Source organism: Tenacibaculum piscium (genome assembly GCF_021390755.1).
Classification (GTDB): domain Bacteria; phylum Bacteroidota; class Bacteroidia; order Flavobacteriales; family Flavobacteriaceae; genus Polaribacter; species Polaribacter piscius.
Genome location: NZ_JAJGWR010000001.1, coordinates 457303 through 472159, shown reverse-complemented (window position 1 = coordinate 472159; position 14857 = coordinate 457303). Strand labels below are relative to the sequence as shown.

Sequence of the window (14857 nt, the reverse complement as noted above, 5' to 3'; positions counted from 1 at the left end):
GATTATTTTAAGTTTTTATATCTAATTAATGCTTGTTTAAACTTTTTTATCGTTTTTAAACTCTCTATTTTAATTAAAATATCTTCAATCATTTTAACTTTTTCAAAAGATGGCTTATCAGAAGCATTAACTCCTTTATAAAAATAAATGTATTTTGTATAATTAGTATTTGCTTTTTCTATAAGAGAACCCGATGTTAAAGCTAAAACCCTAAATACTCTGTACTTAATCGATGTAAGCCTGAATCTTTAAATCTATGTAATAATACATGTAAAATAATCATCTTTTCATTTTCAGTTAAACCGTACATTGATTCTTTTCTTACTTCAATTTGTGTCTTAGTTTTTTTAATATTAGTAAAAGTATGTAATTCTTTTTTTTTCTTTACAATAGTTGAAAAATCTCCAATATTCCTTGAAAGAAACCCTTTATTTAATGCTTTATTATTACTTCTTATAAATGTAAAATAACGACGAATTGCTTCCCATTCAGAAAATAAAATGAGATAATCTAAATAACTTATTTTTAGATTACCTTTTTCTTTTTCTAGTATAAAACCTTCCTTTATTTCATCATTAATCAATGAAGTTGTTATATCAAAAGTATAATTATTTAGAAATTTATGACTTTTTTCAAATATATCTGACCTATTATTTAATGATTTAATAATTAATTCCATCTCTTTCAATAAAGGCTCTTCAATTAATTCTTTAGCTTTTCTAAAGGAATAATTAGTACTATAATAACTTTCAAACTGAATAGTAGACTCTGAAAGTATCTCCTTAAACTTATCATTAAATAATTTAACAAATTCTTCTCCGTAATTCATTTTTATTTTTTTTTAAGATTTATTTTTTTCAGGAATAATTAAATCAAAAGTTTCATTAACAGCATCTTTTACATCTTCATTTGTAACTTGATAATATTGATTCAATGTTTTCATATCATTATGACCAGAAATTTCTGCAATTAATTTATCACTTTTACCTTTTCTTTTCATCATCGTAATAAATGTTCTTCTAGCTGTGTGAGAACTTATTCTTTTATAAAAAGGAATTTCTTCTCTTATTACTTCTTTACCTCTAGTAGATGTTTTCTCTACATTATGAGTATAACCAGCATATTCAAAAACATCTTTTATATAATCGTTATATTTTTGATTTGCTATTAAAGGTAAACTGTAATCATATTTTTCTAAAATGTATAACGCAATACCACTTAAAGGAATTTCTCTACTTTTTTTACCCGATCCTTTTTCTTCTTTAAGTAATAATGTTTTTCCATTTATGTTATTTTTAGAAACAAACTTTAGTTCTCCAAACCTCATACCTGTAACACAAGAAAAAATAAAAACATCTTTTACTTTTTCTAATTTCTCAGAACTCATTTCTACTTTTAATAACGTTTCTAAATCCTCTTTTCTAAGTGCTATTTGATTTGTAATTACTTTTGGTTTCTTTTTAAAATTTATAAAATCAGCTTTATAAGTATATCCATTTTTTAATGCCCAGAAAAGAAACGTTTTAACTAAACCTACATTTCTTGAAAACGTATTATTAATGTGTCCTCTACCTACCATACAAACAGGCGTCTCCACAAATAACAAACCCTGTAAATTTTATATTTACAGGGTTTGTTATTTTATACTGACAATTTTACTAATTTACTAACTTTTTATTTTTTAAAACTTTTACTTCCAAGAGAGAGATAATATCTCAGTCCATAAAAACATATTCAAAAACCAAAAGATTCAGAGCAAAAATAAATTTTAACTAAACCTTCCTAATCTAAAAAAGTAATATTTCATTTTTTTGTTTTTAATTGTTTTTGTAAATCTATAAATTCTTTCATATTAAAATTAAATACTTTTACTCCTCTAAAAACTTTGAACTTATGTGTGTGCTTTTTTTTCACTATTGAGTCTTTTAATTTTATTTTTTGAAAAAAATAATTATAAACATACACTCTTTTTCCATTATTAAGTGTTAATACAGGACTATTATTATTTAATTCATCTACACTTTTTTTAACAACAATTCCATTAAATTCCATATTACTACTATAAACTAAAGCTTCTTGATGAAGTTCATTAATTATTTTATTAGGATAATTTTCTTTATAAAGAAACCCTCCAATAATACAAAAAAAAACTACTCCTAAAAGAATCTCTAAATAAAAATCATATTTTTTTTCTGAAATCATATTTTAAAAATTAAACGCTTTATAAGTATCTACTTTAGGAGGAGTAACAAAGTTAAATTCATATATATGTTTATTACTAAATACCTTAACTGATAAAGATCCTTTCTTTTTTACAATAGAATCATTTACTTTTATTTTCTCATAAAACTCTTCCTCCATAGCAATTTTTCTTTTATTTTTAAGTATTAATATAGCTGTATTATGATTTTTTTTATCTCTACTTTTTTTAATAACACCCCCTTCATAAAAGTCATTTTCATACATACGCAAATAATCTTCATAATTTTCTTTAGTATTATCCTTTAATAAAGAATATGCTACAACAATTACGAAAATTAACATTGCTTTTTTTAAAAGTATTTTTAACATTGTCTCTGAAAACTCCATAGTTTATTAATTAATTTTAAATATAATCTCATTATAAGAAATGTTTTCTTTATCCTCTAAAAAAGATATTTCTATGATAGATAACCACCAGTAATATTTATAACTACTAGTAGTATTTTTGAAAATAGTATTAATAGAGATTAAATTCATTGTTTTTTAAATTTGAAAAAAATACTCAATTGTATTGGCAAGCTACAAAATGATTTTCAGAAATATTAAAAAATTTTTGATACTATTTTCCAGCTCTTTTCATCATTAAAAAGTAGTTAAATTGATTAAATAATGTCTTTAATACAGCAACAGTAAATTATTTAAAGCGTAGTAATCTGTAAAATAAACCTAAATTAAACAATTACTAATCAATATTTTAGATATAAAAAGTAGTTCAAAAAAAAGATAGCATTATTTTTATCAAAAAAAATAAAAAAAAGTTTGTCATATTAAAAAAAAGTTTACATTTACCACATCTTATTAGATAGGTTCAATGCAACGTTTTACTTATTTCGAAAATAACTTTTGTTGGGAGATAAAAGGTTATTTTGTGTTTTGGAAACACAACGGAAAAATTAAGGTTTCTTCCTCTTCGTACAATTATTCATTACCACTGAATTTTCATAATCAGTCTGGTGATTGTCTTGCGTTAAGACTCTAACTATTCATTTTCTTTTTGGTCTAACAAATTCGCTATAAGATAGCCGTATTATTTGTTTTTTAAAATTTTATTAATTTGAAAAAGTTACAGCATTTTGTTGTTACTATTTTTTGAACAAATCCTGCTGTGCTTAAAACACAGCCAAACCAAAGATAATGAATACCAGATATAAAGATTTAATCGAACAAACTTTTGATTTTCCGCAAGAAGAATTTCATACTAAAAATGATAACTTATTTTTTCATAATATTGATATGATGGCTTTAGTAAAGCAATATGGTTCGCCATTAAAATTTACTTATTTGCCAAAAATATCAGAAAATATACATAAAGCAAAAAATTGGTTTCATAAAGCAATGGAAAAACACCAATATAAAGGAACTTATAATTACAGTTATTGTACTAAAAGTTCGCACTTTAAATATGTATTGGAAGAAGCTCTTAAAAATGATATCCATATAGAAACCTCATCGGCTTTTGATATCGATATTGTTAAAAATCTAAAGAAAGAAGGCAAGTTAAGCAACGATGCTTTTGTGTTATGTAACGGTTTTAAAAGAGATCAATATGTTACAAATATTGCGAATTTAATTGATTCAGGACACAAAAACTGTGTGCCTATTATTGATAATTATGAAGAACTAAGTTTACTTTTAAAAGAAACTAAAAGCAACTTTAAAGTAGGAATTCGTATTGCTTCAGAAGAAGAACCAAAATTCGAATTTTACACCAGTCGTTTAGGAATTGGATATAAAAACATTGTATCGTTTTATCAACGTGAAATTGCCAAAAATCCACAGGTAGAATTAAAAATGCTACATTTTTTCATCAATACAGGTATAAAAGATAACGCCTATTATTGGAACGAATTATTAAAATGTTTAAACGTTTATACTGCTTTAAAAAAAGTATGTCCAACTTTAGATAGTTTAAATATCGGTGGTGGTTTTCCTATTAAAAATTCATTAGCATTTGAGTATGATTATGAATATATGGTTGATGAAATCATAAATCAGATAAACCTTACCTGTAAAGAAGCTGGAGTAGATGTTCCTAATATTTTTACCGAATTCGGAAGCTTCACAGTAGGAGAAGCTGGAGGTGCTGTGTATGAAATATTGTATCAGAAAAAACAAAACGACCGTGAAAAATGGAACATGATTAATTCCTCTTTTATTACCACTTTACCTGATGCTTGGGCGATTAACAAACGTTTTATTATGCTTCCTTTAAACAAATGGAATCATAGATATGAGCGTGTTTTATTAGGTGGTTTAACTTGTGATAGTGATGACTATTACAATTCTGAACAACATGTAAACGGTATTTATCTGCCTGCTTACGAAAAAGAAAATCCATTATATATCGGATTTTTTAACACAGGTGCTTATCAAGAAACTATTGGTGGTTTTGGCGGATTACAACATTGCTTAATTCCACATCCAAAACACCTGTTAATTTCAAAAGATATCAACGGAAATATAACAACTAAATTATTTAAAGAACAACAAAAAAGTGAAGCATTACTTGCTATTTTAGGATATGAAAAATAAAACAACATACGCAGGGATTCCTGAAAACTACGCAAAATTAGAAACAGCAAACATCGTTTTAATTCCTGTGCCTTACGACGGTACAAGTACTTGGCAAAAAGGTGCCGATAAAGGACCAGAAGCATTTTTAAAAGCTTCTGAAAATATGGAATTATACGACATCGAAACTGATAGCGAAGTTTATAAAGAAGGAATTTATTTAGCCGATGCTGTACTTGAAAACGCATCACCAGAAAAAATGGTAGAAGCGGTTCATCAAACAACTAAAAAGTACATCAATAAAAATAAATTTGTAACTCTTTTTGGCGGAGAACACTCAATTTCTATTGGAACAATTAGAGCTTTTAATGAATGTTACAACAACTTAACGGTATTACATATTGATGCACATGCTGATTTACGTAAAGAATATCAAGGCTCATCATGCAATCATGCTTGTGCTGTTTACGAGGCTAGTCAAAATACCAATTTAGTACAAGTGGGTATCAGAAGTATGGACGCTTCAGAAAAAACAGCTATGAACATGGATAAAACTTTTTTTGCTCATGATATGGCTGTCAATGAATATTGGATGGAAGATGTTATCGATCAATTAACAAAAAATGTCTTTATTACTTTTGATTTAGATGCCATAGACCCATCAATAATGCCAAGTACAGGAACACCTGAACCTGGAGGATTGTTTTATTATGAAACACTAGAGTTCTTGAAAAAAGTATTTACAGAGAAAAATGTTGTTGGTTTTGATATCGTAGAATTATGCCCTAATACAATTGATAAATCATCAGATTTTTTAGCCGCTAAATTGTACTATAAAATGTTGAGTTATAAATTTTCTTCAAATGATATTGATGAAGACAACGAAAAAGACACCAATACACAACGTACTTTTAAGATTGCTAAATTTAAAAATCATGATGATAACGAAACTATCTAGCACATTAATAAGTTTTTAAACGTTACAAATGATTCAAAATATAGAAAATATAGAACTTCAGTTTTTAACGCTTGATGATTACAAAGCTTTAAAAAAAGCAATGATTGAAGCTTATTCAACCATGCCTGATTCTTACTGGAAAGAATCACAAATAAAACGATTGATTGATAAATTTCCTAAAGGACAAGTTGTTATCAAAATTAATGGTGAATTAGCGGGTTGTGCCTTATCGATTGTAGTGGATTATGATAGTTTTGATGACAAACACACATATCAAGATATTACAGGAAAATACACCTTTGATACTCATAAAGAAGACGGCGATGTTCTATACGGAATTGATGTTTTTATAAAAGCAGAATACCGAGGCTTACGCCTAGGGAGAAGACTATATGATTATAGAAAAGAACTTGCTGAAAAATTAAATTTAAGAGGAATTGCCTTTGGAGGAAGGATTCCTAATTATCATAAGTTTGCAGCAACCTTATCACCAAAGGAATACATAACAAAAGTAAAACGAAAAGAAATTTATGATCCTGTTTTAAACTTTCAAATTTCAAATGATTTTCATCCAACAAAAATTTTAAATGGTTATTTAGAAGGTGATAATAATTCTGGAGAGTTTGCAGTACTATTAGAATGGGATAACATTTACTACAAGAAAATATCAAAAAAAGCAACGACTAAAAAAACAGTTGTTCGTTTAGGATTAATTCAGTGGCAAATGCGTTTGTATAAAAACTTAGAAGAATTAATGCAACAAGCAGAGTATTTTGTAGACGCCGTTTCGGCATACAGATCTGATTTTGCATTGTTCCCAGAATTTTTTAATGCTCCCTTAATGGCTGATAATAATCACTTGCCTGAATCCGAAGCAATTAGAGAATTAGCAAAGTATACGCCTAAAATTGTTCAAAAATTTTCGGAGTTGGCAATTACATACAACATCAATATTATTACTGGAAGTATGCCAGAGATTAAAGGTGAATTATTGTACAATGTAGGTTATATATGTAAAAGAGATGGAACTACAGAACGTTATGAAAAACTACACGTAACTCCTGATGAAGCAAAAGTTTGGGGAATGCAAGGTGGAAATGAACTTAAAACATTTGATACCGATTGTGGAAAAATAGGTGTTTTAATTTGTTATGATTCTGAATTTCCTGAATTAAGTAGATTATTAGCCGAAGAAGGTATGGATATATTATTCATTCCTTTTTTAACAGATACACAAAACGGATATTCAAGAGTAAGACATTGCGCACAAGCAAGAGCGATTGAAAATGAATGTTATGTTGCCATTGCAGGTAGTGTAGGAAATTTACCAAAAGTAAATAATATGGATATTCAGTATGCACAATCTATGGTATTTACACCTTGTGATTTTTCATTTCCTGCCAATGGAATAAAAGCCGAAGCTACCACAAATACCGAAATGATTTTAATTGCTGATGTCGATTTAGATTTATTAAAAGATTTAAATAAATTTGGTAGTGTACGAAATTTAAAAGATAGAAGAACAGATATATTTGAGGTACGTAAACTTCAAAAAAACAACTAAAAAAATGCAAAAACCAATTACAAATTTTATAGAAAAATACTTTTTACACTTTAACGCAGCCTCTTTAGTAGATGCTGCCAAAGGGTATGAAACACAATTAGCAGAAGGTTCAAAAATGTTAGTTTCCTTAGCTGGTGCAATGAGTACTGCCGAATTAGGTAAAATATTTGCCGAAATGATTCGCCAAGAAAAAGTACATATTATTTCGTGTACAGGTGCAAACCTAGAAGAAGATGTGATGAATTTAGTTGCACATTCTCACTACAAACGCATTCCTAATTATCGTGATTTAACCCCACAAGATGAATGGGATTTATTGTTAAAAGGATTAAACAGAGTTACAGACACGTGTATTCCTGAAGATGAAGCATTTAGAAGATTACAAAAACACATTTTCAAAATATGGAAAGATGCCGAAGATAATGATGAACGTTATTTTCCACATGAATACATGTATAAATTATTACTTTCAGGCGTATTAGAAGAGTATTATGAAATCGATTTAAAAGATTCATGGATGTATGCTGCTGCCGAAAAAAACTTACCGATTGTTGTTCCTGGATGGGAAGATTCTACGATGGGAAATATTTTTGCTTCTTACGTGATGAAGGGCGAATTAAAGGCTAGTACGATGAAATCAGGTATCGAATACATGACTTTTTTAGCTGATTGGTATACTGATAATTCTGATAATGGTATCGGATTTTTTCAAATAGGTGGTGGTATTGCTGGTGATTTTCCTATTTGTGTAGTGCCAATGTTATATCAAGATATGGAAAGAGAAGACACGCCTTTTTGGAGTTATTTCTGTCAAATTTCAGATTCAACAACAAGTTACGGTTCATACTCTGGTGCTGTTCCCAATGAAAAAATAACTTGGGGAAAATTAGATGTTGACACGCCAAAGTTTATTATTGAAAGTGATGCGACTATTGTTGCGCCATTAATTTTCGCGTATCTTTTAGAAATGTAAGCATGAAACGTATACTTGTAGATTATAAAAAATTAACCCGAGATATTTTAGACTTATTAATTGAAAAATATCCTGACGGTTATGATTATAGTGATATTATTTCCTTTAAAAACAGCAAAGGAGAAACTACAAAAGCGGTAGAAGTTAAAACTGATGATACACTATATCTTGTAAAAATCAGTGCAATGTTAGAACAAACTATGGAAGATTATTTAGAAGATGAAGATTCTTTTGAAGAACTATAATCCGATAAATAAAAATTATTAGTGCTAGTTTTTTTCAAAACGGTATCGAGAACTTTGCGGAGAAACTCAAATTCTCGATACTAATTTTAAGTATTGTATCATTATTTTCCAAAAAAAACACGTAATCAAGTTGATTACGTGTTTTTTTATATATAATAGTAAGTACTATTTTATTAAATAGTTTCTCCTAATTCTTTTAATTTTGATGTATTTTCGGCAAGCATTAATTCGTCGATAATTTTCTGAATATCGCCATTCATAATATTTGATAAATCGTATAACGTTAAACCAATTCTATGATCGGTCATACGTCCTTGCGGGAAATTATAGGTTCTAATTTTTGCAGATCTATCACCAGAAGTAACCATTGTTCCACGTTTTAAGGCATCTTCAGCATTTTTCTTTGCTAACTCCATTTCGTATAAACGAGAACGCAATACTTTAAAGGCTTTTTCCTTATTTTTATGTTGTGATTTTTGGTCTTGACATTGCGCAACTAAACCAGTAGGAATATGTGTTAAACGCACTGCTGAATACGTTGTATTTACCGATTGTCCTCCAGGTCCTGATGAACAGAAAAAGTCAATACGTACCTCTTTTGGATTAATTTCTACATCAAATTCTTCTGCTTCTGGAAAAACCATACAGGTAGCTGCTGAAGTATGTACACGTCCTTGTGTTTCGGTTTGTGGCACACGTTGTACACGGTGTACTCCTGCTTCGAATTTTAGTGTTCCGTAAACGTCATCACCAGAAACTTCAAACTGAATTTCTTTAAAACCTCCATTTGTTCCTTCAGAATAATCTACTGTTGATACTTTCCATCCTCTACCTTCGCAGTATTTGGTATACATTCTAAATAATTCACCAGCAAAAATACTTGCTTCATCTCCTCCTGCTCCTGCTCTAAGTTCGACAACGGCATTTTTAGCGTCTTCAGGATCTTTAGGAATAAGCATGAATTTAATTTCATCTTCTAAAACAGGAATACGTTTTTTAGCCTCATCCATTTCCATTTTAGCCATTTCGGTCATTTCGGCATCACTTCCGTCAGCTATAATTTCTTTTGCTTCTTCAATTGCATCGGTTAAGCTTTGATACTCCTCTCCTTTCTTAACAACTTTACCTAAATCTTTATATTCTTTACTTAACGCAACGTAGCGTTTTTGATCCATTATAACTTCTGGTTGGATAATTAAATCCGAAATTTCGTCATAACGTTGCTTTATAATTCTTAATTTGTCTAACATCTTCTAGCTTTTCTGGTGTGCGAATTTACGGATTTTATCGGAATTAATTCTAAAATTCATTTTACTAAATTATCTATTTAAATTTTCTATTGCTATTTTGTTGATAATTTTTGATACTAAAAAACCCAAAAATCAACAACTAAGTTTAATAATTGTTGGGTTTTGGGTTTTTTTAGATTTTCTCTAGAAGTTTTTTTTAGTAAATTAGCTTATTAATAAGCTAAAAAATTAATATTCAAAAGTTCCAAATTCACTATTTATGGTTAATTTTTTAGTTGCTGATGCTTCTACACGTCCTACAATTTGTGCGTTTACATTGTATGATTTTGAAATTGCGATAATATCTTGGGCAACTTCTGGCGATACATAAAGTTCCATTCTGTGTCCACAATTAAATACCTGATACATTTCTTTCCAATCTGTTTTCGATTGTTCTTGTATCAGTTTAAATAAAGGCGGAACTGGAAACATGTTCTCTTTTACAATATGTAATTCATCAACAAAATGCAAAATTTTAGTTTGCGCTCCACCAGAACAATGAATCATTCCGTGAACGGTTTCGGCATTAAATTTTGATAAAATTTCTTTAATAATTGGTGCGTATGTTCTTGTTGGCGATAACACTAATTTCCCAGCATCAATTGGAGAATTTTCAACAGCATCTGTTAATTTCATTTTCCCAGAATACACTAAATCTGCAGGAACTGCATCGTCAAAACTCTCTGGATATTTGGTTGCTAAATAGTTATCAAAAACATCATGACGTGCCGATGTTAATCCATTAGAACCCATTCCGCCATTGTACTGTGTTTCATAAGTTGCTTGTCCGAAAGATTCCAAACCAACAATTACGTCACCAGCTTTAATGTTTGCATTATCGATAACATCGCTACGTTTCATGCGTGCTGTTACGGTCGAATCGACAATAATGGTACGAACTAAATCACCAACATCGGCAGTTTCGCCACCTGTTGAATGAATTGTTACACCAAAACCTTTTAAATCTTCGATTAACTCTTCCGTTCCGTTGATAATTGCTGCTAAAACTTCACCAGGAATTTTACTTTTGTTACGTCCGATTGTGCTAGAAAGCAGTATATTATCGGTAGCTCCAACACATAATAAATCATCAATATTCATGATTAAAGCATCTTGTGCAATTCCTTTCCAAACAGAGATATCACCTGTTTCTTTCCAGTACATATAGGCTAACGAAGATTTTGTTCCTGCTCCGTCGGCGTGCATTATTAGGCAATAATCTTCATCATTGGTTAAATAATCAGGTACGATTTTGCAAAAGGCTTTTGGAAATAATCCTTTATCGATATTTTTTATTGCATTATGAACATCTTCTTTAGATGCTGATACGCCTCGTTGTGCGTAGCGTTTAGAAACTTCGTTACTCATTATGTTCTGTGTGTTCTGTTGTTGTTGGTTGCAAATTTAATTAATCTTTTTAAATAAACTTTTTAATTAAATTTTTAATTGAATTTTTATTTTTTATCTGATAAATAATAATTCTCGATATTTTGTTAGTGGCCATAAATTATCATCGACCATTAATTCTAATTTATCGCAATGATATCGAATTTGGTTAAAAAACGGTTTTACTTTATAGCAATAATTATCGGCATTTTTTTGTCCGTGTAATTTATTTGCTTCTTTACGTTCTTCTGTCATTTTTTCAACATTGGAATTTATTCCTGTAATATGTGCTGATATTTTTTTTATAAGTTCGATTTGTTCTTTGGCATAATTTTGAAAATCATTTCCGAAGATTTCTTTCAATCCTTTTACGTTTTCTATTAAGGTATTTTGATATTGAATTGCCGTTGGGATTACATGATTTCTAGCAATATCTGCGAGTACTCTGCTTTCAATTTGGATTTGTTTCGAATATTTTTCGAGTTCAATTTCGTGTCTTGCGATAACTTCGATGTTGCTCATTACTTTCATTTCTTGAAAAAGTGCGATTGATTTTTCAGAAATTTTAGTTTTTAATGCTTCAGGCGTTGTTTTATGATTGCTTAATCCTCTTTTTTCGGCTTCTTTTTCCCATTCGATTCCGTATCCATCGCCTTCAAATCTAATTTTTTTGGATGCTTTAATATATTCTCTTAATACATTAAAAACAGCTTCATCTTTTTTCAGATTTTTGACCTCTACTAATTCATCAACTTCAATTTTAAATTCTTTTAATTGCTTTGCGATAATGGTATTTAAAATCGTCATTGGTTCGGCACAATTTGCCCATGAACCTACGGCACGTAATTCGAATTTATTTCCTGTAAAAGCAAAGGGAGATGTTCTATTTCTATCGGTATTATCGAGTAAAATTTCAGGAATTTTCCCGACAATATTTAATTTCAGGTCTGTTTTTTCTTTGGGTGATAATTTTCCTTTGGTTACGTTTTCGAGTTCGTCCAATACGGCGGATAATTGCGAGCCAATAAATACCGACATAATTGCCAAAGGTGCTTCATTTGCTCCTAACCTGTGATCGTTACTAGCACTTGCAATAGATGCTCTTAATAATTCTTCATAATCATGAACAGCTTTAATTGTATTTACAAAAAAGGTTAAGAATTGTAAATTTTTCATAGGAGTTTTCCCAGGACTTAATAAATTAACGCCTGTATTGGTTACTAGCGACCAGTTATTATGTTTTCCTGAACCGTTAATTCCTTGAAATGGTTTTTCATGAAATAACACTTTAAATTGATGACGTTGTGATACTTTTTCCATGACATCCATCAATAATGAATTATGGTCAACGGCTAAATTAGCTTCTTCAAAAATGGGTGCTAATTCAAATTGATTTGGTGCTACTTCATTATGACGTGTTTTTACAGGAACGCCTAAAAGCATCGATTCTTGTTCTAAATCACGCATAAAACTCATGACTCTATCAGGAATTGACCCAAAATAATGATCGTCTAATTGTTGTCCTTTTGCGGGAGAATGTCCTAAAAGTGTTCTTCCTGTCATCATTAAATCTGGTCGAGCAATTGCTAAAGCGGTATCAATCAAAAAATATTCTTGCTCCCATCCTAAAGTTGCATTTACTTTTGATACATTTTTATCAAAATACTTACAAACTGCCGTTGCTGTTGTGTCGAGTGCTTGCAAGGCTTTTAATAACGGTGCTTTATTGTCTAGTGCTTCGCCTGTATAGGCGACAAAAACTGTTGGAATACATAATGTTGTTCCATATATAAATGCAGGTGATGTTGGATCCCAAGCAGTATATCCACGGGCTTCAAAGGTGTTTCTTATCCCGCCGTGCGGAAAACTAGAAGCGTCAGGTTCTTGTTGCACTAATTTACCACCGTCAAAATGTTCCATCGCGCCTCCACCCTGAACTGTTTCAAAAAAAGCGTCGTGTTTTTCAGCTGTTGCGCCCGTTAAAGGCTGAAACCAATGTGTATAATGAGTCGCATTTTTAGATAATGCCCAATCTTTCATACTTACCGCAATTTGATCGGCTATTTTTCGATCGATTTTAGTGCCAAATTCAATAGCATCCATCACACTTTTATACGCATCTTTTGTCATATATTGACGCATCGCTTGTTCATTAAAAACATTTTTCCCAAACAATTCTGAACGACGTCCTTTCTCTTCTATAAAAACAGGTTTTCGATGTAAAGTTTCTTGTAAAGCGCTAAATCTTAAAGTTGACATTATATATAGGTGTTATAAAATAGTTATAAAGTGTGAAAAATGAAATAAAAGATATGAAATCGAACATCAAAAGTACACAATTTTATCAATTATAAAGAATACCCCTATAAAAAACAGGGGTAAATTATTTTAAAGTTAATTTTAAGTTTTTTACCCCTATAAATTTTAACATATAATATAAATTATTTATTTTTGCATCGAATTTGATTATAAAAAATATAGATTCTTATAGTATCATGGCAAAAATTAAGTTAGAGTACATTTGGTTAGACGGTTACAAACCAACGCAAAACCTACGAAGTAAAACAAAAGTTGAAGAACACGAAAATTTTCAAGGAACTCTTGAGGAATTAAAAAATTGGTCTTTTGATGGCTCATCAACAAGACAAGCTTCAGGAGGCGCTTCTGATTGTGTTTTAAAACCTGTTGCAATTTATCCTGATCCTGCTCGTATTAACGGATATTTAGTAATGAATGAAGTATTAAATGCTGATGGAACTCCGCATGAATCTAACGCTCGTGCTACTATTAATGATGATAATAATGATTTCTGGTTCGGTTTTGAACAAGAATATTTTATCATGGATAGAAAAACACAACTTCCTTTAGGATTTCCTGTTGGCGGATATCCTGGACCTCAAGGAATGTATTATTGTTCAGTTGGCGGAAGAAATACACATGGAAGAGATTTCGTAGAACAACATGCTGATTTATGTATCGATGCTGGTTTAAATTTTGAAGGAATTAATCAAGAAGTTGCTTCAGGACAATGGGAATTTCAATTATTTGCAAAAGGTGCTAAAATAGCTGGTGATGAAATCTGGATTGCTCGTTATTTATTAGATAGATTAACTGAACAATATGGTTATTATATTGAATATCATCCAAAACCTGTAAAAGGAGATTGGAATGGTTCAGGAATGCACGCAAATTTCTCAAATACCGTATTAAGAACTTGTGGTTCTAAGGAAATTTACATGAAGGTTTGTGAAGCGTTTAGACCAGTAACTAAAGAACATATTGATATTTACGGAGCGCATAACGACCAACGTTTAACAGGATTACACGAAACTGCTTCAATTACCGATTTCAGTTATGGTATTTCTGATAGAGGTGCTTCAATTCGTATTCCTATTTTAACAGTTGATAGCGGTTGGAAAGGATATTTAGAAGACAGAAGACCTGCTTCAAACGGAGATCCTTATAAAATTGCATCAAGAATTATACAAACAGTAAAACCAGTTTGTGATAATTTATAAAATCTTATAAAAAATTATAAATTTTAGATATCAAAAAAGCCTTTAAAGTAATTTAAAGGCTTTTTTATGTGATGTTATTTTATACTAAAAATTATTTGAAGCTATTTCCCGCTTTCCGCACTCGCTTTTTTTATTTTTCAAAAGAAAAAAA

The 14857-nt window shown here is 29.9% G+C and carries 13 protein-coding genes; 6 read left to right on the top strand and 7 right to left on the bottom strand.

Annotated elements, in window-relative coordinates:
- Positions 1 to 202: 202 nt before the first annotated feature.
- From L0U72_RS02225 to L0U72_RS02210, 4 genes are all read right to left on the bottom strand, one after another.
- A complete protein-coding gene (locus L0U72_RS02225; protein WP_233898293.1) occupies positions 203 to 829 on the bottom strand; it encodes a hypothetical protein in 627 nt (208 codons plus the stop codon).
- A gap of 12 nt (positions 830 to 841) precedes the next feature.
- Positions 842 to 1597 (bottom strand): tyrosine-type recombinase/integrase, encoded by a 756-nt coding sequence (locus L0U72_RS02220; RefSeq protein WP_233898473.1) that lies wholly within the window; start codon positions 1595 to 1597, stop codon positions 842 to 844.
- A gap of 206 nt (positions 1598 to 1803) precedes the next feature.
- Positions 1804 to 2202 (bottom strand): hypothetical protein, encoded by a 399-nt coding sequence (locus tag L0U72_RS02215; RefSeq protein ID WP_215046123.1) that lies wholly within the window; start codon positions 2200 to 2202, stop codon positions 1804 to 1806.
- A 3-nt stretch (positions 2203 to 2205) separates the two neighbouring features.
- A complete protein-coding gene (locus L0U72_RS02210; RefSeq protein ID WP_233898292.1) occupies positions 2206 to 2589 on the bottom strand; it encodes a hypothetical protein in 384 nt (127 codons plus the stop codon).
- 807 nt (positions 2590 to 3396) lie between these two features.
- On the opposite strand from L0U72_RS02210, the gene L0U72_RS02205 reads away from it, so the two are divergent.
- Genes L0U72_RS02205 through L0U72_RS02185 form a run of 5 tightly spaced genes read left to right on the top strand, consistent with a single transcriptional unit; the run spans position 3397 to position 8513 of the window.
- The gene (locus tag L0U72_RS02205; RefSeq protein WP_233898291.1) at positions 3397 to 4794 is read left to right on the top strand and encodes a type III PLP-dependent enzyme domain-containing protein; all 1398 of its coding nucleotides are present in this window, start codon (positions 3397 to 3399) and stop codon (positions 4792 to 4794) included.
- Complete coding sequence (speB, locus tag L0U72_RS02200; RefSeq protein WP_233897062.1) at positions 4784 to 5731, top strand: agmatinase; 948 nt, start codon at positions 4784 to 4786, stop codon at positions 5729 to 5731. Before L0U72_RS02205 ends, speB begins: the two co-directional genes overlap by 11 nt.
- A 28-nt stretch (positions 5732 to 5759) precedes the next feature.
- A complete protein-coding gene (locus L0U72_RS02195; RefSeq protein ID WP_233884029.1) occupies positions 5760 to 7295 on the top strand; it encodes a carbon-nitrogen hydrolase family protein in 1536 nt (511 codons plus the stop codon).
- 4 nt (positions 7296 to 7299) lie between these two features.
- Entirely contained in the window at positions 7300 to 8268 is a 969-nt protein-coding gene (locus tag L0U72_RS02190; protein ID WP_233897060.1) for a deoxyhypusine synthase family protein, read from the top strand.
- Positions 8269 to 8270: 2 nt separating this feature from the next.
- A complete protein-coding gene (locus L0U72_RS02185; RefSeq protein ID WP_233898290.1) occupies positions 8271 to 8513 on the top strand; it encodes a hypothetical protein in 243 nt (80 codons plus the stop codon).
- A gap of 173 nt (positions 8514 to 8686) precedes the next feature.
- Here the strand turns inward: L0U72_RS02185 and prfA are convergent, their stop codons facing one another.
- The 3 genes from prfA to L0U72_RS02170 form a co-directional block, all read right to left on the bottom strand.
- A complete protein-coding gene (prfA, locus tag L0U72_RS02180) occupies positions 8687 to 9763 on the bottom strand; it encodes a peptide chain release factor 1 (RefSeq protein ID WP_233898289.1) in 1077 nt (358 codons plus the stop codon).
- Between the two features lie 228 nt (positions 9764 to 9991).
- Positions 9992 to 11170 (bottom strand): AIR synthase related protein, encoded by a 1179-nt coding sequence (locus tag L0U72_RS02175; protein WP_233898288.1) that lies wholly within the window; start codon positions 11168 to 11170, stop codon positions 9992 to 9994.
- A gap of 93 nt (positions 11171 to 11263) precedes the next feature.
- The gene (locus L0U72_RS02170; RefSeq protein WP_233897056.1) at positions 11264 to 13447 is read right to left on the bottom strand and encodes a glutamine synthetase III family protein; all 2184 of its coding nucleotides are present in this window, start codon (positions 13445 to 13447) and stop codon (positions 11264 to 11266) included.
- Between the two features lie 236 nt (positions 13448 to 13683).
- On the opposite strand from L0U72_RS02170, the gene L0U72_RS02165 reads away from it, so the two are divergent.
- Entirely contained in the window at positions 13684 to 14706 is a 1023-nt protein-coding gene (locus L0U72_RS02165) for a glutamine synthetase beta-grasp domain-containing protein (RefSeq protein WP_233884021.1), read from the top strand.
- Positions 14707 to 14857: the final 151 nt, after the last annotated feature.